Source organism: Pectobacterium sp. S5 (assembly GCF_051707265.1).
Classification (GTDB): Bacteria; Pseudomonadota; Gammaproteobacteria; order Enterobacterales; family Enterobacteriaceae; genus Pectobacterium; species Pectobacterium polare.
The window spans coordinates 117,275-140,193 of sequence record NZ_JAULSZ010000005.1 but is presented as its reverse complement, the minus strand read 5'-3'; the positions used below and the strand labels follow the sequence as shown (position 1 = coordinate 140,193).

The window sequence follows — 22,919 nt, the reverse complement described above, 5'->3', positions numbered from 1 at the left end:
GGTGCGTTAGTCCCTTTCATCCGGCGACAGGCGACGGCGGCTGAAGAATTTCAGGCCACGCCACAGCAGCCAGGCAACAATAATGACGGTAAGGGTCGATATGATCGCCAGCCAGACGGGATGCTGCGCCAAGGCGTGCCAGATACGTTCCCACCATGGCAGGTGGCCGACGTAGTAAACGTCGCCGACGCGCAAATTATTGATGCCCGATTCGCGGATGACGGAAACAGAACCGAACAACGAGGCTCTTTTTTCGCCATCAATCAGCGTGTTGTTGAGTAGCGTATAACCCTGCGGGCTGTCTGCCAGCAAGGCGACCACGCTGCGCTGATCGTGATACGGAGACTGGAAGCCGATAATCGCCGACATCGCGCCGTCACCGCTGACGGTGGTTTTGCTGTCTGGCGTCGCGTCAGATTCAGGCGAGCCCATGTCTGGGATCGCGGTCTGACGCGTTGGCTGCTTGATCCAGCTTTGCGTTTGCTCGACCAGCAGGTTGATTTTGCTGTTGTCGTGCAGCTCTGGCGGGATAGCGCCGATCATCAGAATATCGCGGTCCTGCTTGTCTGCCTGCGTCCAGTCATCGCTGAGCTGCACCGCCAATGCCGGGTAGCCGGTTTGCGCCCCAATGTTACCGATGGCGTTCAGCATGGCGCTGACCTGAGCCGGCTGTGGCTGCTTGTTCACTAGTACCAGCGTTTGTGACAGGTCAGCCAGTCGGCTGAACGGGTAGCCCGCATTGGCAAAGGCACGCAGATCCGGCATCGCCATAAAGTGACGATAGCCAGAGAAGTTAATCGTCGAATTGCTGTCGATGACGGCGTGATTGACGACTGGCGTATAGGTTTCGCAGCGGTCGGCCGTGCCGCTGGAGAGCAACGTGGTGTAGCTGAAGTCAAAGCGCAGCTGGTTGGTGGTGCCCAGTTTCAGCGCCGGAATGGACAGGGTCTTGTCGGAATCCCATAGCCCCTGCGTGAGCGGCAGGCGCATCAACAGGGAATTCTGATCCTGTTCCGGTGCCAGCGAGAAGGCCTGTACGAACTGGTTGTTCAGGTTGATGCTCAGGCGCGAACCGTCCTGAACCTGCGGCGCGGTGTAGCGATATTTCAGGCGCATATCGATGCCCTGACTGCGGATCAGGAACAGGTCGGGCGGCAGGTTCATGGTCAGCGAAATCGGCCGGGGCACGATACCGTCGGTTTGCAGCTGTTCGTTATATTGCTGTAGTTCGGCGAAGGTCATCGGGCGGTCGGTGCGAACCCAGTTTGGCGCATCATACGGCTGGCGTGGGGCGAGCTGTTCGACCTTATCGATGGTGACGCTTTGCCCACGGAACAGCGGGTTCCCCTGTGCGATGCCCTGCACGGCGGTAAGCAGTTCATTGTCATCACGCCCCTGAACCAGCAGCAGCTTCACGTGAGGATCGTTGGGGTGGCTGATGATCGATACCGTTGGGCCGTTCACGGCGGGAGTATCGCGCAGGAAATCCGGCCGCTTATCGTTGGTCGCGAACACAATACCGTGACTATTCGGCAACTGGTTGAAGAGGGCAGGGAAAGACTGCCCGCGCCATTGTGCTTTGCTGCCAAACCACGAGGCGAGTACCGCAGCGGCACGCTGTTGCACCAGATCCGGTTGGTCGGCAAAGACGATGGGCAGCGTCAGCGGGCGGGTATCGCGGCTGTCAAAAAACGGCGCAGGGAACGGCGACAGATCGTCCTTCAGCGTCAGCTTCTGGAATTGCAGGTTGAGCGCGCTGGCTTTGCTGACATCCAGCCATAGGCTGGTGCTGGCTGGGTTTTCACAGATGTTCTGATAATGGCCGACAAACACCAATTGCAGGCTGTTAAAGTCCGTGATGTAGCGCGGATCGATAGGCAGGCGAACGCGGTTGGATTTCCCCATCTGCTCTTTGCTAATCGTGGTGACGCCCATGAGCTCATTGTTCAGGTAAACCTTGATATGCGACTCGGTGGGAATCAGCGCTGGTGACGGCGTAAATTCGAGGTCAAGCGACGCCTGTGTGACCACTTCGTCGCTGCGAACGCCGAACTCAATCTGCCCGTTGGGATCGACACCGCGCAGCGCAAAGGTGCCCGGTGCAGGCGCGATTTGCGCAAAAGGCATCACCACGTTGCGCACGGCGGCGTTGGTCGCCGGTGGCGCCAGAGGAATCGCTGGCATCGTCGTCGCTGGCGCTGCGGTGGCGGGCGGCTGGGTCGCGTCCCCCATTGCCGGTGTTTGGGCGTGCGGCGCGGTGACAGCCTGAGATAATGAGCTGACGCCTAAAGCCAATGCGGTGAACCAGATTATTTTTTTCGTCATCGTGTCATCATCAAGGTTAAGGGCCTTTCTCGTTGTCAGGAGAAAGACCGTTGATCACGGCCTGTGAATGGCAATCAAGCCACTGTCTTTTCTGTAAACAGGTTCTCTTGTGCAAATCGCGTTTCATGGGTAGACGGCGTCTGGCCCTGATGTACGGCGTTTTCCGGCAGCGCAGCGCCCGGCGGAGCTGTTACGGTGCGTTTCCCTACATAGCGCGGAATGAAGGACACCACCCACACCACGATATTGAGGAAGGCCAGGATAATGTTGCGTATGACGGGCGGCGCGTAATCGGCCAGACGCAGGTAGCCGCGAAAGCCGAGTGCCAACACATCAACCAGGCTTTCGACCGGTTTATCCTGCGGGAAACTGTCTTGCCAGAGCGCCCAGGTGTCGGCACGGGCAAACGTACATTGAATGAAATCAATATGCTGGCGGATAGTCAGGTTGGTCATGCGCAGGCCAATCTTGTTGTCGAACGCGCGGGTGACGCTGAACGGGAAGGCGTACTCCTGCTGACCGCGTTTTAGCAACAGCGAGACGCTGTCCCCGACCTGAAGAATGCCCGACTCTCGGGCTTCAACGCCGACGCCGCCATCGGAATAGTCGCGCAGGATACAGGGGAAAAGATGGCCATCGGCACGGAGGATCGCGGCGGACATCGACATTTCCACCCGGTGTGCCTGACGCACCTGTTTGGCTTCTACGGCAACCGCGACGGCTCCGCCTAAAATGGTCATGTTGTACACAACCCACAGCAGGCTGATGAGCACCGTCATGATCTCTTCCGGCGGCCCGTAAATCAGACGCCAGATGCCATACATCACTCCAGCGATATTCAGCAGCACCAGCACCAGATAAGGTCGAGTAATCACCCAGTCAACATGCTGTTCTTCTACCAGCCCGCCTTTGGCCGTTACGTTGAATTTCCCTTTGTGCGGGTTAAACAGCGCGACGGTAGTCGGGCGGGCGATGTACCACGCCAGCACGGTTTCATAGATTTCACTCCAGAACGAGTGACGGTAGCGGCCCTGAATACGTGAGTTGGTCAGGCTGGCATGCACCATGTGCGGCAGCACGTAGAGCGCGATGGCCAGCGCCGGGGCGAAAATGATGTAGGCATGCAGCAGGAGGAACGCCAGCGGCGCAGTCAGGAAGATCAGCCGCGGAATACCAGACAGAAAGTGCATCATGGCGTTGGCATAACATAGCCGTTGCCCCAGTTTCAGCCCCTTGCCAAACAGTGGGTTATCCAGCCGGAAGATTTGTACCATGCCGCGCGCCCAGCGAATACGCTGCCCGATGTGGGCCGAAAGGCTCTCGGTCGCCAGTCCGGCGGCCTGTGGAATGCGGATATACGCCGAGCTGTAGCCAAGGCGATGCAGGCGCAGTGAGGTGTGAGCATCTTCCGTTACCGTTTCGACCGCAATCCCGCCAATTTCATCCAGCGGTTTACGCCGCAGAATGGCGCAGGATCCGCAGAAGAACGTGGCATCCCACATGTCATTACCGTCCTGAACCAGACCGTAGAACAGCGTGCCTTCATTGGGCGTACGGCGGAAACGGCCCAGATTGCGTTCGAACGGATCGGGCGAGAAAAAATGGTGCGGCGTTTGCAGCATCGCCAGCTTTTTGTCTTTGAAGAACCAGCCCATGGTTAATTGCAGGAAGGAGCGGGTAGGGACGTGGTCGCAGTCGAAAATGGCGACGAACTCGCCTTTCGCCTGTTTCAGGGCGTTGTTGATGTTCCCGGCTTTGGCGTGTTCGTGCGTGACACGGGCGATGTAATGGACGCCAACTTCTTCGGCGAAGGCTTTAAATTCGGCGCGGCCGCCGTCATCCAGAATATAAATATTGAGCTTATCTTTAGGCCAGTCGATGCCCAGCGCGGCATACACCGTCGGTTTCACGACGCTCAACGGTTCATTGTAGGTCGGGATCATGAGATCGACGGTCGGCCACGTTTTGCTGTCTTCCGGCAGTGAAACCGGGTGGCGGTTCAGCGGCCAGATCGTCTGGAAATAGCCCAGAACCAACACCACCCAGGCATAGGTTTCCGCCGCCAGCAGCAGCAGGCCGCAAATCAGACTCAGCGGATCGTCCCAGTTCAGCGTTTCGGTGTAGCGCCACCACAGGTAACGGCAGGAAACCGTGAAAGAAAGGGCGATCATCATGAGCGTCGGCATGCGTCCCGGCATGTTGCGAACGAGCATGGCGATGCACCACAGCAGCGTCATGAAAATAAACTGCGACAGCAAATCAAACGGCTGCGTGATGCACAGCAGCGCCAGCGCTGCACACAGCAGGCTCAGCGCGACCGTCACCAGCCTCTGGAGGCGGCTCGTCTTGGCGAAGCCTGACTCATGGTCTTCGCGATCGTCAGTATTCGCGTGGCTAAAGCGGGCGAACAGCGCTTGCTGCGCGTTCATGTAGCGTTGCCGCCAGCGCGGGAGCGCGGAGAAGTAATTACGGCGCGATGTTGGCAACTGGCCGTTTTTGATGGTCAGCAGCCAAATACCCTGCGTCAGATAGCGAAGAATATCAGCCGGACGCGGGCGTTGAGGCGAAATGTGTGGGAACCAGTAGGTTCGCTGCGCGCGAATCTGTTGCCAGCCCTCAGACTCCAGCCGCAGGAAGATCCAGCCGAGTATCGCAAATAGCGTGGCGAAAAAGGCAGCAAAGGCTGAGGCACCTTGCCGACGATAGCCGCGGTAGCGTTGCTGAATCGCCTGTCTGGCGGGCGGGACGAGAAAGAGGCGCAGGATGCCACTCATACGCCGCTTTCCTTAACGTGAATCAGGCACCAGTTTGCCAGCGTCATGATCTCTTCCGCTGCCACGCTGTCCGGGCGACATTCGCCCAGCGGCTGCTTCAGCATCAGCGATTCTGCCAGGGCTTCGTCACGGTGTACCACCAGCGGCAGCAGGTGTGACAGCGTGTGCAGCCAGAGCTGATGCAAATCCTGCTGAAGCGTACTGAGCGTAGAAAATTGATTCACCAGAAAATGGCACTGACGCGGCAACGCCTGCTGATGTAAGCGCGAATGGCAGTTGGCATCCGCCACCACCACCTGAAAAACGGTATTCGCGGTGGCTAACGCCTGTCGCGTGAGCGGGCTGTTGTCCGCTGGTACATCAATCAGTATCCAGCGATGGTGACCCGCCGCGCTGAGCTGCGCCAGATTGTTTTGCCAGAGTGCGGGATGTTGGTGGTAATGCTGCTGGAGCGTCGCGATCTCCTGTGTATTCAGACGACCAAACGGCAGAAAATCCAGACCGGGGAGATACTGCATGGCACCGGTTTGCCACGGCGCGTCATCGGCTTCCGCCCGTGCCCAGCCGCGGCGTTGCTCAAACGGCATATTAAAGTTAATGCGCAGCAAGTTGTCCGGCGAAAAATCAATCACCAGCGCGGATTCACCCAGCCGTTGGAAGGCCCATCCCAGTGCGGCAGCGATCGAGGTAGTGCCTACGCCTCCACGGATTCCCTGCAATGCAATCACGGGCATCGTCAGTCACTCCCGGCCGGTTCTTTTAATTCATCGAGCAGCGGCCAACGAGCCATCATTTGGCTGAGACGCGCCTGACGGGCGATATCGATATAGTTTATTTCAGGTAAAGAAAAAGCCTGACTGAGAACCCGTAGATCGTCGTCGGTTCTTGCATTTTCGGTTAAATCGGTGTGCGCGCTAGTATCGATACGAGTCGGTGCGTTATTCATCCCATGCCTCTGAAATAGGCTATCCATTATCATTGAGATCGATAAAGGGAAAACATCCAAATAGCAGATGTGGTGCGTCTTTTACTGCACCCAGAACAGACAGTCTGGCAGATGAAGGGTTACGCCTCTGCTGTCTTTAATAAGGAGTCAGGTGTGCCCGTTAACTATAGCAATGAATTCATGATTGCAATGTGAATGGGGAAAAATAGTAATCGGTGATTTATCAAGGGATAGGAATAATTTATAGCGCACAGTTGTGATCCCTCGGGGGGCTGCTAGAGTTTATTTTGACTGTGTTATTAAGGTGGAACGCTGCCATTAACGGAAAAGAAATCAGTCTATGAAGCAGAACTTTTCATTAGGTATTCGTGACCTTTGGGATGAGCTGGTTACGCTCCAACTGGCGGGCTTTTATTGGGTGAATATTGATCGGCAAATTGATGCCGCATTATTTTGCCAGCAAATCATGCACGGCCAAAATAACGACGTGAGAGTGGCGTTAATCGGCTGTGGGGAACGATCTGATTCTCTTCTGACGGCATTGTTTACGACAGACAATAAGTTTACGACAGAAAATAATAACACCGGAAAGAAACAATTATCGTGCTATGCAATACCGGAAAATAAAGCCGCGTTGCTGAATTTAACCGATGATTTAATGCGCGCATTGCGCCCTAAAAATCGTCTATTGGTGCTTTATGCTCCAGCTAGCCTGTGGCGGGATATCTCGCCGGAAAGGCTCCAGCGCTGGATCGATGACACTGCGGCATGGCTGCATCAACGACAGTGTACGCTGGTGGTGATCAGCCACAGCAGCGGCGTAACCCGCCTGAGGAATATGCTGATTTCCCAACATCGCGGACTTTACGGTTTAGCCAGCCTGCAATGGCAGCAGGATCGCGCCCAGTATCTGGTGTCATGGTGGGCAACGGAAAGGGGCGTGCGGGCGAATAAGGTGCAGATGCTGCAATCCGACAGTGATGGGTGGTTCATGCTGAAGGAAGAGGAACCCATCCTCACGCCGTCTCTGGATGACGATGGGCTCTTTCTGATGGAAAAGAGCGTGATGGAAGGCGCACCTGCGCTGTCAGAACACTGGCAGCTACTGGACGACAACGACATTTTGGTACAAACCGGCATGCTGACCCATGCGGCTACCCTCGTTTTTGCACTCAATCAAACCAGTCAGGTGGATACGCTCGTCAAGCAAGTTCACAGCCTGCGGCGGCAGCGTGGTGAGTTGCTGAAGATTGTGGTGCGGGAAATGAAGCCTTGCCTGCGCGCTAGCGACGAGCGCCTGCTATTGGCATGTGGCGCGAATATTATTGTCTCTCATTCCGAGCCGCTATCCCGTTTCCTGACGCGGATTGAAAGCGTGCAGGGACAGCGCTTTACCAAACACGTTCCTGTCGATGTTGAAGTCTTGCTGACCACCATGCGGCCGCTACAGATTAAGGGCTACCAGCCCCCTGATATCTTTCGGCAGTCTGTGCAGATGTTGATTGATAACACGCTGATGCCGGAAGGCAGCAAGGGCGTGCTGGTTGCATTGCGCCCCGTGCCGGGCGTGCGGGCGGCGCAGGCATTGACGCTGTGCACGCTGCGACGCTTTGGCGATGTCGTCACGATCGCGCAGGGTCGACTGTTTTTGTTCCTATCCAATTGCCGCCTGAATGAGCTGGATATTGCGCTGAAATCCATTTTCCGTCTGCCGGTGGATGAAGCGTTCAGCAATCGGATTGTCTGGTCACAAGACTTACAGATTCTGGCAGAAGTTAAATCGCTGGTGCAGGACGATACGCTGGAGCAAGAGCGGCAGATTAACGACTATGTCCAATTACAGCAGACCGAATCTGCACCGAGCCGCCAGGTGCCGCGGCGTGAACCGATTGCTATCGATCTATTGGCACCCGATTTACGGGCCCGCGCACCGGGAGAGCCGTCATGAACCTGATTGATATCGTTCAACTGGTGTTATTGAGCGCGGTCGTTTTCTTTACGCTTGGCTATCTGGCGCACCGTGTGATTCCCCACTGGCTTCAGTACTGGAGAAACAGGCTGCTGTCACCGCGCTACCTGAAGCCTGCGAGTGTCTGGATGCGCAGCCCTTCTTCAACAAAGACGGTCTCAACCAAGCCGACTTCAGCAGAGACTAAAAAATAAAATGGACGAAAAAAAACCTACGCAGCAGCAGGATACGCAAAAACAGCAAAATATATGGCGCTACTGGCGTGGGCTCGGTGCCTGGAATGTGTATTTTTTGCTGAAATTTGCCCTGTTATGGTTTGGCTACCTGAATTTTCATCCGCTGCTTAATCTGGTCTTTTTGGCGTTTCTGCTATTCCCGATCCCCAATGTCACGCTGCACCGCTGGCGTCATATTATTGCCATCCCGCTCGGTATCGGGCTGTTTTACCACGATACCTGGTTGCCGGGTATCAACAGCATTCTCAGTCAGGGGTCGCAGGTCGCGGGCTTTAGCGCGGCCTACTTGCTGGAGCTGTTCAATCGCTTTATTAACTGGCAAATGGTCGGTGCGGCGGCGGTCATTATCGTAGCCTACCTGTTCTTCGCGCAGTGGATTCGTATTACGGTGTTTACCGTGGCGGCGCTGGCGTGGTTAAACATCGTCAATCTGGCGGGCCCGGCGGTATCGCTGATGCCAGCCGCCTCAACGGCGTCTGCCCCTTCGGCGGCGGCGTCCCCAACGGGCGGAGATGCTGCACTGCCCGAAGCAACCTTACCGCCAACGAACGCCAATCTCACGGCTTATCTCAACCAGTTTTATACGCGAGAAAAAACGCGAACCACGGCGTTCCCCGCTACATTGCCGCAGGATGCGCAGCCTTTTGACCTCCTGATTATCAATATCTGTTCGCTGTCGTGGTCGGATCTGGACGTGGCGCAGCTGGAAAACCATCCGCTGTGGAAGAAGTTCGATATTCTGTTCCGTCAGTTTAACTCCGCCACCGCGTATAGCGGGCCGGCATCCATTCGCCTGCTGCGCGCAAGCTGCGGGCAGCAGTCCCATACCGATTTGTATCAGCCAGTGAATCAGCAGTGTTACCTGTTCAGTAATCTGGTGAAGCTGGGCTTTGAAGAACAGCTGATGCTCGACCATTCCGGCGTCTTTGGGAATTACCTGCGTGAGGTGCGTGAAGAGGGCGATATTCAGATCCCGATGCTGTCGCAGGAGGGCATCAGTCACCAGATTACGTCGTTCGACGGTGAGCCGATTTATAACGATCTGGAGCTGCTAAATCGCTGGCTGAGCGAGCGGGGTAAAGCGACGACAGCCCGTAACGCGACCTTCTTTAACCTGATTCCGCTGCATGACGGCAACCGCTTTGTCGGCAGCAACCAGTCGGCGGACTATGCGCCACGCGCGAAGATTCTGTTTGACCAACTGGATGCGTTTTTTGACGAGTTGCAAAAATCCGGCCGTAAAGTCATGGTGATTGTGGTGCCGGAGCACGGCGCGGCGCTGGCTGGCGATAAGATGCAAATGTCCGGTCTGCGCGATATTCCGAGCCCGAGCATCACGCATATTCCTGTCGGCGTGAAACTGTTTGGCCTACAGGCACCGCATCAGGGCAACGCGCTGGAGATTGCGTCGCCGAGCAGCTATCTGGCGATTTCTGAACTGGTGGCGCACATGGTCGACGGCAAAGTGTTCACCGCGCCTTCTGTTGACTGGCAAACGCTGACGAGCGCACTGCCGCAAACGGAAGCGATCTCGGAAAATGAGAACGCTATCGTGATGCAATATCAGGGAAAACCTTACATTCGTCTGAACGGCGGAGACTGGGTACCTTACCCGCAATAATCTCATTCCATGACGTTATCGGGCAGGCGAGCATCCTGCCCGATCCTTCAGTCTGCTCCCCGAATAGCGATACTGGCTTATGCAGGGGATATCCCCTATTCTGAGGCCGCGTTAACGCTGTTGCCAAAGGTAGCCTAGGATTAAGATGAAATCCCCCGAATATCAGCAGAAAACAGCGTTAAGGCGGCGATAAGCTGCCTTATACTGTTTGCCGCGTGTTAATCGTGTTGCTGTGTGTAACGCGTGCGCATTTTTCGCGTTGTATATTGCTCACCTGTTTGTTGTTTGGTGGGCCAGGTATTCAGGTCTGCATAACAGGTTGACGGAGAAAGCGCTTGCGGCTCAGACGTTCATTAACGATTAAACAGATGACAGCCGTGTCTGCCGTGGCACTGGTGACGATCAGCCTGTTTATCGTCATACAGCTCTTTCACTTTGTTCATCAGCGCCGTGAAGATTATGCCAAGCAGTTGGAGAGCATCGCCTATTCCGTGCGTCAACCGCTGACGGATGCGGTGTTACAAGGGGAAGTGCAGCGGGCGGGTAATATTCTGGACAGCCTATTACCCGTTGCCTTTCTGAGCCGGGCAGATGTGCTGCTGCCGGATGATTTCCAGACGCTGCACGCGAATTTCCCGAAAGAGCGTCCGGTGCCAGACTGGATCGCACGGGTCTTTAAGCTGCCTATCCGCATCTCTATTCCGCTCTATTCGCCGCCGCAGACGCAGTATTCGGCGCCGCTGGCGCATCTGGTGTTGCAGGCGGATTCCTACCGGATGTATCAATTTATCGTCAGCACCTTTTCAACCATGTTGGCGACGTATCTGCTGCTGGCGCTGATTATGTCGATCGCCATTACCTGGTGCATTAACCGCCTGCTGATACACCCGCTGCGTGGGATTATTGTCGAGTTACAGAATCTACCGCCGGACGATATGCTCCACCGTCCGCTTACGCTGCCGCCCTGGCATCAGGACGATGAGCTGGGTGCGCTGGTGCGCAGCTATAACCGTAATCAACAGCTGCTTGCACAGTCGCTTTCTGCCGGAACCGAAGGCGCGGGATTGCCGGACAACGCACACTTTATGCGACGCCTTGAACAGCGTCTGGCCGATGCGACACCGTTCAGTCTGCTGGTTTTCGGGCTTGATCCCTCCGCCAGCAAACAGGGCAAGGTAGACACGCTGGCGAAGCAGCTCAGCGCAGTGATTGAAGAACAAAACGAGGCTGGGCCTATCTATCTGGCGCGCCTCGACTGTGATGAGTTCGCTATCATCGGGAAGCAGCTGCAATCCGCCGGACAGGCGCAAGATTGGGCGCAGAATGTGATGCTGGCGATTAATTCACCCTTTTTGCCTGCGGGCTCCCAGCCTGCGCGGGCTGTCAGCGTCGGTATCCTCACCATTACCGATCCTCGACCCGAGGACGCGGCGCTGCTTTTATCACAGGCACGCTTTGCTATGCAGCTGGCGCGGCGTGATAAAAAATCCGGTATTCATCCTCTTACGGTACCTTCCTGAGTATTCACAGGTAACGCAAATGTTACTTTTTATAGATGGGTTTCCTGAAAGGCGTATTCCCCGTATGGCGGGGGTTTGAGGGCTTTTTAAGGCGATGCGCCTGCCGAAAAAATGTGCATCTGTTACAGGTAAATTGCACTGATGTTTCTTTATAATTCCTGCTGACGTGATTCAGCTCTTGTTTTTAACCTATCGTTCACAAACTAAACTTATAAAACATTCTCAGCTTGTTATTGCAATGTTACTTTCCGGCGCAATCACAGGCGGCATTTTCGTACCCTATTCCCCTCCTGTGTTTTCCCCACCATAGGACGTATGTATGAAAACATCAATTTTTAAAAGTCTTTATTTTCAAGTTCTTGCCGCCATTACGATAGGGATACTGTTGGGGCATTTCTACCCCCAGCTTGGCGAGCAAATGAAGCCGCTGGGCGATGGGTTTGTTAAATTAATTAAAATGATTATTGCGCCGGTTATCTTCTGTACGGTAGTCACCGGTATCGCAGGCATGGAAAGTATGAAGTCGGTCGGTCGTACTGGTGCGGTCGCCCTGCTGTATTTTGAAGTCGTGAGTACGATTGCGCTGATTATTGGTCTGGTCGTGGTCAACGTGGTGCAACCTGGCGTGGGCATGAACATCGACCCAAGTACGCTTGATGCGTCTGCGGTGGCGGTCTATACCCAACAGGCTTCGCAACAAGGTCTGATTCCGTTCCTGATGGACGTGATTCCGGGGAGCGTGGTCGGTGCGTTTGCCAGCGGTAATATCTTGCAGGTTCTGCTGTTTGCTGTGATGTTCGGCTTTGCGCTGCACCGCTTAGGGCCAAAAGGCAAAGTGATTTTTGATGTGATCGATAGCTTCTCCAAGGTCATTTTCGGCGTCATTAACATGATTATGAAACTGGCTCCGCTGGGTGCGTTCGGTGCAATGGCCTTCACCATCGGTAAATATGGTGTCGGTACGCTGATACAGCTGGGACAGCTGATCGCTTGCTTCTACATCACCTGTGTGTTGTTCGTGTTCCTGGTGTTGGGCAGTATTGCCAGAGCGACGGGCTTCAGTATCTTCAAATTCATTCGCTACATCCGTGAAGAACTGCTGATCGTACTGGGCACATCCTCTTCTGAATCCGTGCTGCCACGTATGCTGGAGAAGATGGAGAAGGTCGGTTGTAAAAAATCTGTCGTGGGTCTGGTTATTCCTACCGGCTACTCTTTCAACCTGGATGGCACCTCCATCTATCTGACCATGGCCGCGGTATTTATCGCTCAGGCGACCAACAGCCACATGGATATCTGGCATCAGATTACCCTGCTGGTGGTTCTGCTGCTGTCCTCTAAAGGTGCAGCGGGCGTGACGGGAAGTGGATTCATCGTGCTGGCGGCAACGCTGTCTGCCGTGGGCCACCTGCCAGTTGCTGGTCTGGCGTTGATTCTGGGTATTGACCGCTTTATGTCAGAAGCCCGTGCGCTGACCAACCTGATTGGTAACGGTGTGGCAACTATCGTGGTAGCAAAATACTGCCGCGAGCTGGACGAGAAGAAACTGGATGCTGAGCTGTCTGGCACCAACAAGAACGATAACGGGATTACACCGACTGCACAGTCATAATTCCGATACCGTTTTCTAAATCAGTTCCCCACGGTGCTAACGCCCGTGGGGAATTTTTTTTGCCTGCCAACACGTCGAACCAAACCGTTTATCCCTCCTTCCTTACCCGCCATGAAAGGTAAAAATATTGTTAAATATGACTATTTTTACCTTTTTTGCAGATTATTTCGTCTTCTGGAGTGACATAGACAAAAGCGCGCGGTCTAAGGGAATGGTACACTTCGCGTCTTAATTTTTTCCGTGATATATCCACGAGAGTGTGCGGTGGCAGACGCAAGGCCACCATAATGATCAACAATAACCACATTTATTATGTTGGATAGCTATTAGTAGGGGTTCACATGCAGGGCACCAAAAAGGCGCTTTTCGTTGGTGGTTTGTTGCTGGCCGTGGTCAGCAGCGGCGTGCAGGCTGAAGCACTACAGCCCGATCCTGCCTGGCAGCAGGGTAAGCTTGATAATGGTTTTACCTGGCAGTTATTAACCACACCACAGCGCCCCGGCGATCGGGTTGAGCTGCGTCTGGTTGTTAATGCTGGGTCGCTGCTGGAAAATGCCCAGCAGGTAGGCTTTGCCCATTTTCTTCCCCGTCTGGCCTTAGCGCCCGGCGATAAGCTGTCCGCCGCCCAGCGACCTTCCATGTGGATGCGAGACGCTAACAGTTCACGCGTCCTGCCTCCAGTCATTGTCTCGTACGACTTCACGTCGTATAACCTGAGTTTGCCGAATAATCGTCCCGAACTGCTGAAAGAAGCGCTGACGTGGCTTTCGGAAAGCGCAGGGCAGATAGCGTTCGACGAAAAAAGCCTACAGGCTGCGTTGAAGGTGCCCGATCAGGTGGCAACCTTTCCGGTTAACCCACAGGATCCGAGCTGGCGCTATCGCCTGAAAGGCTCACCCCTGCTGGCGCACGATCCTGCTCAGGACGTCAAACCGCCGTTAAATGGCGAGCAGCTCCAGCAGTTTTATAAAACCTGGTACACGCCAGATGCGATGACGCTCTACATCGTCGGTCATGTGGATAACCGCAGCGTGATCGAGCAAATCGGGAAAGCCTTCTCTCCACTGGAAGGGAAACGCGAAGCGCCAGCGCCGTTGCCGACACTCAGCCCGCTACCGCCGCAGGCGATCAGCCTGATGAATAACAACGTCCAGCAGGATACGCTGTCGCTGATGTGGGATGTCCCGTGGCACCCGATTCGTGAATCGCAGGCGCTGGTTCGCTACTGGCTGGGCGATATGACGCGGGAAGCGATGTTCTGGCACCTACAGCAGGCGCTGGAGAAGAGCCCGCTGAAGAGCAACAATCTCCGCTTCGACTGCAATGTGTTTTATACCCGTTCTCAGTGCGCGATTCATATGGATGTACCGAATAGTGAGGGCGTTGAACCGGGCGTGACGTTTATGGCGCGTGAGCTGGCGACGCTGCGTGAAAAAGGGCTGACACAGCAAGAGTTTGATGCGCTGATTGCGCGCAAGACGGACGAACTGAGTAAGCTGTTTGCGACCTATGCGCGGACCAGCACGGACATCCTGATGGATCAGCGGCTGCGCTCCCAGCAGAATGGCGTCGTGGATATCTCTCCCGAGCAGTATCAGAAACTGCGCCAGACCTATCTGTCCGCGTTGACGCTCGATATGCTGAATCAGGAACTGCACCAGCAGCTGGTACAGGATACGACGCTGATGCTGATCCAACAGCCCGGTGAGCCGGAAGCGAATATGAAGGCGTTGCAGGAAGCCTACGACCGGATTATGACGCCGATGACCGAGCCGGTTGCCAGCGCTGGAACAGCGGCATCTGAAGGCTCAGTTTCCGAAGGAACAAAACCGCAGGAAACGGCACCCGCCGCACAGTAAGTTATTAATCAGTAAGTCACTAATCAGTAACTCATTAATCAGTAAATAAAAAAGGCCGCGATTGCGGCCTTTAACTTATTATCACGCGACATCCTGTTTATGCAGGCATTGCCTCTAGCGGGATAATCGCGCCACGGTATTGAATGACCGTGCTGGCCGTCAAGTGACCGCGCTGTGCGGCTTCCTGCGTGCTGCCGCCGTTCAGACGTACTGCCAGATAACCTGCGCTGAAAGAGTCGCCTGCGGCGGTGGTATCGACCACTTTCTCTTTTGGCAATTTGATCGCGGGAACATCAACCAGCGCTTGTCCGCGTTCAGACACGATGCAGGAATCGGCACCGCGTTTGATGACCACTTCGTTAACGCCCAAACCGTGCGTCCGATCCAGCACCGCTTCCAGCGGCTTCGTGCCCCACAGCATGTCTTCGTCATCCAGTGTCAGGAAAGCGATATCAGTACAGGACAGGATGTCGGTGTAGGCCTGCTGCGTTTCTTCCTTGCTCTGCCACAGACGTGGACGGTAGTTGTTATCAAAAATCACTTTACCGCCGTTGGCGCGGCAGGCGCGCAGCAGGGCGAGAAGACGCTGACGGCTTTCGGCGTTCAGAATCGCCAGACTGATGCCGCTCAGGTAGAGATAATCAAATTGTGCCAGCGACTGACCGATTTTTTCTGCTTCCGGGCTGTCCAGCCAGTAGCGGGCCGCAGCATCATTACGCCAATAGTAGAACGTACGCTCGCCGCTATCGTCGGTTTCAATGAAGTATAAACCGGGCAGCTTGTTGTCCAGTCGCTGGATCAGGTCGGTTTTCACCCCTTCTTTCTGCCAGGCAGCCACCATCTCGGTACTGAAGCTATCGGTGCCGAGCGCGGTCACGTAATGCACGCCCAGCTTATCGGCGTTTACCTGACGGGCAATGTAAACGGCAGTGTTCAGCGTATCGCCGCCAAATCCACGGTTAAGATCCGTGCCTTTCTGCGACAGTTCGATCATGCATTCGCCGATTACGGCAATGTTAGTAGTTGTCATCACTTTTGGCCTGTTTGAAAAGGTACCCTGCACCTGATGTTATTGGGTATAAAAAATGCGGAAATTAACGTCAGTCTCAACATTACGCGAGACTGAGTCAATAGTCTTGAAACGATGTTTTATTTTTTCATGACGCAGATCGGAAAACCAGTGCTTTCCCGCTGCTTTTAGCGATCGGAGGGCGGTTCTTTCTCCTGCTCATTTTTATCTGTCGAGGTGTCGCCTTTGTAGTTCGCCGTTGCGATCCAGGCGGCGCAGAAGAGCGTCAAACGCGCGAAGAAATAGAAGAACGCCATCAGGCCAATGACCGAACCGAACGCGGCACCGGAAGGCGAGCTGGCCAGTTTAGGCAGCGCGACGGTCATCGCGAATTTGATGACTTCAAAGCCCACGGCGGCGATCAGCGTGCCGCGAAAAAGCGCTTTGCGTTTGGGTTTGTGGCGCGGCAAAACGAAAAATATCCACAGGAATAACAGATAGTTGGCGAAGATGGAGATTGACAGGGCAATCAGCGTCAACGCGGGGCGCAGCCACTCGATGCCATCTAGCCCCAGCGCGGTCACAATCATGTTTTGCGCGGTACCAGCAACGGAGGTCAGGAAAAGCGTGATGATAAGCGCAATGACCAGGCCGGTCAGCGACAGGAAATCCCGCGTGTACTGAAAGTAAATCTTCTCTTCATCTTTCGGGTTCCGTTCCCACACGTCGCGCGACTGGGCACGAATCGCCTCACGCAGGTTTCCCATCCAACTGATGCCGGAATAAAGTGCGATCAGCAAACCGGTAAGACCCACGGTGGTGCGCTGCTGTACGGCGGTGTTAACGGTACTTTTCAGCGTATTGGCCAGATTAGGATCGCTGATGCTGTTGACGATACGGTTAATCAGCCCCGTCAGCAGGTCAGGGTTGGAGGCCAGCACGAAACCCACGGCAGCAAAAGACACCATGAGAATCGGGATCAGCGACAGAAAGGAAAAATAGGTAATGGCCGCGCCAAACTGGTTGCCCATCCGATCGTTGAAACGTTCGCCCGCGCGAATCAGATGCGCCACGCTGGGGATCGCCTGAATACGTGCGACCAGACGCTTGCTCTTGCCCAGAAACGAGAGGGGTTTCTGTGGTGATTTATCCCCTTCAAGGTTTGACGATGTTGACTGGCGATCCGGGTCTGCCGGTACAGGCATTGCGTTTCTCCTGTGTTCGGGATTAGTTTAGTAGCATAAGGTTGATTATAACCAACAATATAAGAATGTTACTTTTCGATGTTTTTCTGAACGTACGTCATACACGGACGTTAAGCGAGTGAATTTTCCATGCCAACACCTTCCCCATCCGAACCGGCGCTGAGCGGTCTGCGCCTTAATCTGCGCATCGTTTCGATTGTGGCGTTCAACTTCGCCAGCTATCTGAATATCGGCCTGCCGTTGGCGGTGCTGCCGGGGTACGTGCACGATCACCTTGGCTACAGTGCATTCTGGGCCGGGCTGGTGATCAGCCTGCAATACTTCTCCACGCTCGTGAGCCGTCCGCATGCGGGCCGCAGCGCTGATGAAAAAGGACCGAAAAAAATCGTCGTCTGGGGGCTGGCTGGCGTCATGCTGAGCGGGGTGTTTTATCTGATGGCGGCCTTTAGCGACGCCTCACCTGCCATCACGCTGCTGCTACTGTGCATCGGGCGTGTGGTGCTGGGTGCCGGACAGAGCTTTGCCGGTACAGGCGCGACGCTCTGGGGCGTCGGCGTGGTCGGTTCCCGACACATTGGACGCGTGATTTCATGGAATGGCATTGCCACCTATGGCGCGATGGCGATTGGCGCACCGCTCGGCGTCTGGCTCAACCACATCGGCGGGCTAAAGCTGCTCTCCGTGTGCATTATCCTGATTGCGGCGGTGGCGATTGTTCTCGCGCTGCCGCGCCCCGCGGTGCAGGTCGCGCCGGGGAAAAAGATTCCCTTCCGCGAAGTGCTGGGGAAAGTCTGGGTTTACGGCATCATTTTGGCGATTGCCTCTGCGGGTTTTGGTGTGATCGCCACCTTCATCACGCTGTTTTATGCCGATCGGAACTGGGAAGGTGCGGCGCTGACGCTAACCATTTTCAGCGTTGCCTTTGTCGGCGCACGGCTGGTGTTTCCTAACAGTATTCAGCGGTTTGGCGGACTGCGCGTGGCAATAGCGTGCTTCGTGGTTGAAATCGTCGGGTTATTGCTGGTCTGGGGGGCGACGCAGCCGCTGATGGCGGAAATCGGTGCGTTCCTCGCGGGGGCGGGCTTCTCTCTGGTGTTCCCGGCGTTAGGTGTCGTCGCCGTCAAGGCGGTATCGCCGCAGAATCAGGGCAGTGCACTGGCAACCTATACGATATTTCTCGATTTATCGCTGGGCATCGTCGGGCCAGTGGCGGGTGTGCTGATGGCCTATACCGGTATCGCCTCTATTTATCTGGCGGCGGCGCTGTTGGGGCTATGCGGCTTAGCGCTGACGTGGCGACTGACCCAGCGGGTCGCTAGCGTCTAGAGAATAACAATGCGGCCAGTAGACAACCCTAATCCACGAAATGAAAACGGTGATAATGGAATAGAAGAGTAAAGCGTCCGCGCCAAGGATGGCGCGGCTCGAGCGTACACGGATGTATTTACCGCGTCTTTACGATCTATCCATTATCACCGCTCTGCGTACTTTGCTATATCCTTCGAATAGCCACCTCGGTGGCTACAGTCAGACGATAACGATGATTATTTCAGCTTCAGAGTGTGGATGATGCCTTCTGCTTCGCTCTGTGCCTGTTGCTGATTGTTGGCTGGCAGCGTGATCTGCAAGGTCAGCAGTTGGTTTTCCACTTTACCCAGCACGACAGAGGAATAAGCCTGCTGTCCGCTGCTAGTGATAATGCTGTCGAGCTGTTGCAGTTTCTTGCCGTCAACGTCGATGGTCTTGTTGGTGACGACCTGGAGGTTGGCGTCACGCGTGCGCTGTTGATCTTCCAGACGCTGTGTCAGCACGGTTAACTCTTCCGTAGTGTTGTCGCCCAGAATCACGATGACCGCTTTCTGTCCATTGTCATTGGCGTAAACGTGCATATTGTTCGCCTGCGTACCGACTTTACCGCTTTGATCACGCATATCGGCTGGCAGGGTAAACGCAATCTTGCCACCCATTAATTCAATGTTCTGGCTCGCAGCAGCTTCTGCGGCAGGTTTATCTTGTGCGCCCGATTTTGCAGCGTCATCCGTTTTGCCATCACAGGCAGCAAGCAGGCCGACAAGCAAGCCGACACCGAGGTATTTGATTACATTCGACATGGGATCCCTTTCTCTCGTTTTTGAAACAGATAATCGTTTTAAACAGGTAATAACAGTATGGCACCCTATTCAGATAGCAAAAACAAGCATTTTGTTGTTGCAAACCGTTGTTAGTACCTGCGTTATTTTTACAAAACGATGAGTGACTGTGGGAGAAAGGGCGGCGCAAATGGCCGCCCGATTGGCATTAATGGTGGCTGCTGACGGAGTGATAGTCGGGTGTGCCTTTCTGCTCGCTCAGACGTTTGAGCACCATGTTCAGCATGACGCCGTACATCGGCAGGAAAAATGCCAGGCTGATCAGCAGCTTGAAGGCATAATCCACCATCGCGATTTCAACCCAGTTTGCCGCCATGAAGGCATCGGTGCTGCGGTAAAACGCGATGAAGAAAAAGGCCAACGTATCGCTGAAATTACCAAACACGGTCGACACAGCCGGCGCGACCCACCATGCGCGTTTCTGGCGCAGGCGGTTGAAGACGTGAACATCCAGAATCTGGCCAAGAACATAAGCCATGAAGCTGGCGCAGGCGATACGCGCCACGACGATATTTATCTGACTTAATGCCTCGAACGACTGCCACGATCCCTGATAAAACAGGCACGACACCAGATAGGAAATCACCAGCGCAGGCACCATCACGGTCAGAATAATACGACGCGCCAGCGGCGCACCGAAAACCCGTACCGTCAGGTCAGTTGCCAGAAAAATAAACGGAAAGGTAAACGCGCCCCAGGTGGTATGAAAACCGAAAATCAATACCGGAAGCTGGACCAGATAATTACTCGACGTAATGATCAGGACATGGAACAACGATAGCCAGATCAGCGCCGTAAGCCGCTGCTGGGGAGTAAAACGATACATGATGTGACCTTTTTGGTTATTGGGGTTAGGGAACCCAAGAGATAACGTGCAGATTTATGCTGCAACGCGGCGGCATAATACGCAATTGCTTCGTTAATGCAATGTGTTTTACGAGGAAAAGATGGTTGTTTTATGCGCAAACGTTGTCGTCGCTTGCGTCGGGAAATCCTCAGCGTAAACTAAGGCGGTTTTTTGATTCCTGTACTGAGAACGTTGATGACCGATCCCTTTACCAACCCGGATAAAACCCTTGATGCACAGGGACTGCGCTGCCCTGAGCCTGTAATGATGGTGCGTAAGACAGTACGCCAGATGGAAACCGGGCAAACGCTGCTGATTATTGCCGACGATCCGGCCACCACCCGCGATATTCCCGGTTTTTGTGTGTTCATGGAGCATGAGCTTCTGGCGCAGGAGACCGAACAGCTTCCCTATCGGTATCTGCTGCGCAAAGGTTAATACTCGTCATTACGGCACGCGGCGTTGAACCGAGCGCCGTAGACTGCGATCAGTCCTGTTTTCTCAATAGCCGCAGCGCGTTGGCGGTGACTAGCGCGGTTGCGCCGGAATCCGCCAGAACGGCCAGCCACAGCCCGGTAATACCCAGAATACTGGTGACGAGAAAGACGGCTTTCAGCCCCAGTGCGATGGTAATGTTCTGGCGAATATTGCGCTGCGTCGCCCGCGACAGGCTAATCATCGCCGCCAGCCCGGTCAGGCGGCTGTGCGTTAAGGCTGCATCGGCCGTTTCCAGCGCCACATCCGTACCGCTTCCCATCGCAATTCCGATGGTTGCGGCTTTCATCGCCGGTGCGTCGTTGATGCCGTCGCCAACCATCGCCACGGGATGCTGCTGACTCAATTCGCTGACTGCCGTGACCTTATCGGCAGGGAGCAGGCTGGCGCGGTAATCGATCCCTAATGTTGCCGCAATCGCTGCTGCTGCGCGGGGATTATCGCCCGTGAGCATGACGCCACGAATCCCCAACTGCTGCAAAGCATCCAGCGCTTCACGCGCATCGTGGCGTAGCGTATCGCTCAACGCCAGCACGCCGAGCAGGTTATCGTCCTCTTGCACCACCACGACGGTTTTCCCTTCGTTTTCCAGCGCCTCAACCCGTTGCAACCAGTCGGCATCAAACAGATCGGGCGCGACGCGAGTCGGCGCGCTGACCTGAATCCGCTTGCCGCCTATCGTGCCTTCCACGCCGACTCCCGCCAGCGCTTTGCGGTTTTCCGCCATTGGCAGGAACGTGCTGCTGGATCGCGCATGCTGGATGATCGCTTTGGCAAGCGGATGGTGTGAACCGGATTCCACCGCAGCAGTGCGCGTCAGCAGTGCCGTTGCGCTAACGCCCGCGGCGGGCAATACGTCCGTCACCTGCGGTTTGCCTTCCGTCAGCGTACCCGTTTTATCAAACGCGATGGTCTTGATGCTGCCGAGCGATTCCAGCGCCGCACCGCCTTTAATCAGCGCCCCACGACGCGTTGCGGCGGCTAGCCCAGACGTAATCGCCGCAGGCGTTGAGATCACCAGCGCACACGGACAGCCAATTAACAGCAGCGTCAGGCCGCGATAAATCCACTCTTGCCACGGCTGCGACAGCAGCAACGGCGGTACCAGAATCACCAGCAGCGACAGCAGCATGATGGCTGGCGTGTAGTAACGGCTGAACTTATCGAGGAAGCGTTCTATCGGCGCACGGCGCTCTTCCGCTTCTTCTATCAGTTGCAGAATGCGGTCGATAGCGCTGTTGCCTGGCTGTGACACCACGCGCAGCTGCACGACCCGATCGACGCACAGGCTGCCTGCGGCAATTTTCTCACCCGGCGTACGCTCAACGGGAACCGATTCACCGGTCAGCGCGCTTTCATCAAAGCTGGCGTCGCTGTTCAAAAGCTCGGCATCGGCGGGGAGTCGTCCACCAGGCGCGACTTCAATCACGTCACCGGGAACCAAACTGGCAACGGGAACGAGGCGTCGCTGCCCGTTGCCGACGACCGTAGCATCTTCGGGAAGCAGCGCCATCAGCGCCGTTACGCCCCGTCTTGCGCGGTTTGCCGCGTAAGATTCCAGATGTTCGCCCAACATAAACAGCAGCAGGATGACGGTGGCTTCGGTGGTGGCGCCAATCAAGAGCGCCCCGATGGAAGCGACGCTCATCAGCGTTTCAATCGCGAAGGGCGTACCCGTGCGAATGAGCTGCACCGTTTTCTTCAGTATCGGAATCAGCCCGATGATGGTGGTCGCGATAAACGCGATCTGCCCGCCACGCTCGCTTAGCAGGGAAAGTCCCCAGCTCGCAGCAGCCAGCAGAGTGAAAAGTATTAAGAAACCATATTCATGTACGAAGTGACGTACGGTCGAGGTGTCGGGTGGAGCGAGGGGGAGTGCGGTGTCCTGCAAGGTGAAACCCGCTTGCTGAACGGCATGTTGAACCTGAAGTCGAATATCGGTGTTGGCATCAACAACCAATTTTTCGGTGGCGAACAGCACTTTGGCCTGTTCAATTCCGGTGAGATTTTTTACTGCATTTTCGATTTTTCGTGCGCAGCTGGGACAATCCATCCCGCTGATTTTCCAACTGAAACGCTGGTGGGATCGGGGCCTGTCGCTGTCTCCGTCGTCGGGATCGTCTGAATCCGCGCTACCGCCGCTGTCTGACGATGACTGATCTGTGCCACACGCGCTTTGCACTACAGCGTCAGACGTGTGTTTGGTTGAACAGCAGCTGTGGTCGGCGTGGTTTGAATGCTGCGTGTGCTCGTTGCAGCAGCTTTTGGCGCTGCGTGGCGCGTGGTGAACGCTGTTATTGCAGCAGGCTGATTTCTCAGAGCTGTGGTGGTGCTGATGAGAGTGCATATCT

Annotated in this window: 17 protein-coding genes; 8 read left to right on the top strand and 9 right to left on the bottom strand. The window is 55.3% G+C overall.

Features of this window, described 5'->3' with window-relative positions; genetic code table 11:
- Nucleotides 1-6: 6 nt before the first annotated feature.
- From bcsB to bcsR, 4 genes are all read right to left on the bottom strand, one after another.
- A complete protein-coding gene (gene bcsB, locus QWJ20_RS17815) occupies nucleotides 7-2,325 on the bottom strand; it encodes a cellulose biosynthesis cyclic di-GMP-binding regulatory protein BcsB (protein ID WP_433993131.1) in 2,319 nt (772 codons plus the stop codon).
- 74 nt (nucleotides 2,326-2,399) lie between these two features.
- A complete protein-coding gene (bcsA, locus tag QWJ20_RS17810) occupies nucleotides 2,400-5,099 on the bottom strand; it encodes a UDP-forming cellulose synthase catalytic subunit (protein WP_433993130.1) in 2,700 nt (899 codons plus the stop codon).
- Complete coding sequence (gene bcsQ / locus QWJ20_RS17805) at nucleotides 5,096-5,833, bottom strand: cellulose biosynthesis protein BcsQ (protein ID WP_433993129.1); 738 nt, start codon at nucleotides 5,831-5,833, stop codon at nucleotides 5,096-5,098. The genes bcsA and bcsQ overlap by 4 nt, the downstream gene beginning before the upstream one ends.
- Nucleotides 5,834-5,835: 2 nt before the next feature.
- Nucleotides 5,836-6,045 (bottom strand): cellulose biosynthesis protein BcsR, encoded by a 210-nt coding sequence (bcsR, locus tag QWJ20_RS17800; protein ID WP_433993128.1) that lies wholly within the window; start codon nucleotides 6,043-6,045, stop codon nucleotides 5,836-5,838.
- Between the two features lie 340 nt (nucleotides 6,046-6,385).
- Between bcsR and bcsE the strand changes: the two genes are divergently transcribed.
- From bcsE to QWJ20_RS17770, 6 genes are all read left to right on the top strand, one after another.
- Nucleotides 6,386-7,993, top strand: a complete 1,608-nt coding sequence (bcsE, locus tag QWJ20_RS17795) for a cellulose biosynthesis protein BcsE (RefSeq protein ID WP_433993127.1) — start codon at nucleotides 6,386-6,388, stop codon at nucleotides 7,991-7,993.
- Complete coding sequence (gene bcsF / locus QWJ20_RS17790) at nucleotides 7,990-8,208, top strand: cellulose biosynthesis protein BcsF (RefSeq protein WP_095993342.1); 219 nt, start codon at nucleotides 7,990-7,992, stop codon at nucleotides 8,206-8,208. The genes bcsE and bcsF overlap by 4 nt, the downstream gene beginning before the upstream one ends.
- A gap of 1 nt (nucleotide 8,209) precedes the next feature.
- A complete protein-coding gene (gene bcsG / locus QWJ20_RS17785; RefSeq protein ID WP_433993126.1) occupies nucleotides 8,210-9,871 on the top strand; it encodes a cellulose biosynthesis protein BcsG in 1,662 nt (553 codons plus the stop codon).
- A 368-nt stretch (nucleotides 9,872-10,239) separates the two neighbouring features.
- The gene (locus tag QWJ20_RS17780) at nucleotides 10,240-11,391 is read left to right on the top strand and encodes a diguanylate cyclase domain-containing protein (protein ID WP_249687598.1); all 1,152 of its coding nucleotides are present in this window, start codon (nucleotides 10,240-10,242) and stop codon (nucleotides 11,389-11,391) included.
- A gap of 319 nt (nucleotides 11,392-11,710) precedes the next feature.
- Nucleotides 11,711-13,003: a dicarboxylate/amino acid:cation symporter gene (locus tag QWJ20_RS17775; protein WP_039485308.1), complete on the top strand. Its 1,293-nt coding sequence runs from the start codon at nucleotides 11,711-11,713 to the stop codon at nucleotides 13,001-13,003.
- A 341-nt stretch (nucleotides 13,004-13,344) separates the two neighbouring features.
- Nucleotides 13,345-14,862, top strand: coding sequence for a M16 family metallopeptidase (locus QWJ20_RS17770; RefSeq protein ID WP_433993125.1), 1,518 nt, complete (start codon nucleotides 13,345-13,347; stop codon nucleotides 14,860-14,862).
- 97 nt (nucleotides 14,863-14,959) lie between these two features.
- Here the strand turns inward: QWJ20_RS17770 and QWJ20_RS17765 are convergent, their stop codons facing one another.
- Together QWJ20_RS17765 and yhjD are read right to left on the bottom strand one after the other, a co-directional pair.
- On the bottom strand, nucleotides 14,960-15,892 hold the full coding sequence (locus tag QWJ20_RS17765; RefSeq protein WP_039485305.1) for a sugar kinase: 933 nt from the start codon (nucleotides 15,890-15,892) through the stop codon (nucleotides 14,960-14,962).
- Nucleotides 15,893-16,059: 167 nt separating this feature from the next.
- On the bottom strand, nucleotides 16,060-17,076 hold the full coding sequence (gene yhjD / locus QWJ20_RS17760) for an inner membrane protein YhjD (RefSeq protein WP_433993124.1): 1,017 nt from the start codon (nucleotides 17,074-17,076) through the stop codon (nucleotides 16,060-16,062).
- Between the two features lie 129 nt (nucleotides 17,077-17,205).
- Between yhjD and QWJ20_RS17755 the strand changes: the two genes are divergently transcribed.
- Nucleotides 17,206-18,402 carry an MFS transporter gene (locus QWJ20_RS17755; protein WP_433993123.1) on the top strand — a complete coding sequence of 399 codons (1,197 nt, stop codon included), beginning with the start codon at nucleotides 17,206-17,208 and terminating at the stop codon, nucleotides 18,400-18,402.
- A gap of 218 nt (nucleotides 18,403-18,620) precedes the next feature.
- Here the strand turns inward: QWJ20_RS17755 and QWJ20_RS17750 are convergent, their stop codons facing one another.
- Together QWJ20_RS17750 and QWJ20_RS17745 are read right to left on the bottom strand one after the other, a co-directional pair.
- Nucleotides 18,621-19,187, bottom strand: a complete 567-nt coding sequence (locus tag QWJ20_RS17750) for a DcrB family lipoprotein (RefSeq protein ID WP_095993347.1) — start codon at nucleotides 19,185-19,187, stop codon at nucleotides 18,621-18,623.
- Nucleotides 19,188-19,374: 187 nt separating this feature from the next.
- Complete coding sequence (locus QWJ20_RS17745; RefSeq protein ID WP_039485298.1) at nucleotides 19,375-20,052, bottom strand: 7-cyano-7-deazaguanine/7-aminomethyl-7-deazaguanine transporter; 678 nt, start codon at nucleotides 20,050-20,052, stop codon at nucleotides 19,375-19,377.
- Between the two features lie 216 nt (nucleotides 20,053-20,268).
- Between QWJ20_RS17745 and tusA the strand changes: the two genes are divergently transcribed.
- Complete coding sequence (tusA, locus tag QWJ20_RS17740; protein WP_012772835.1) at nucleotides 20,269-20,511, top strand: sulfurtransferase TusA; 243 nt, start codon at nucleotides 20,269-20,271, stop codon at nucleotides 20,509-20,511.
- A 49-nt stretch (nucleotides 20,512-20,560) separates the two neighbouring features.
- Here the strand turns inward: tusA and QWJ20_RS17735 are convergent, their stop codons facing one another.
- Complete coding sequence (locus tag QWJ20_RS17735; RefSeq protein WP_433993122.1) at nucleotides 20,561-22,915, bottom strand: zinc/cadmium/mercury/lead-transporting ATPase; 2,355 nt, start codon at nucleotides 22,913-22,915, stop codon at nucleotides 20,561-20,563.
- Nucleotides 22,916-22,919: the final 4 nt, after the last annotated feature.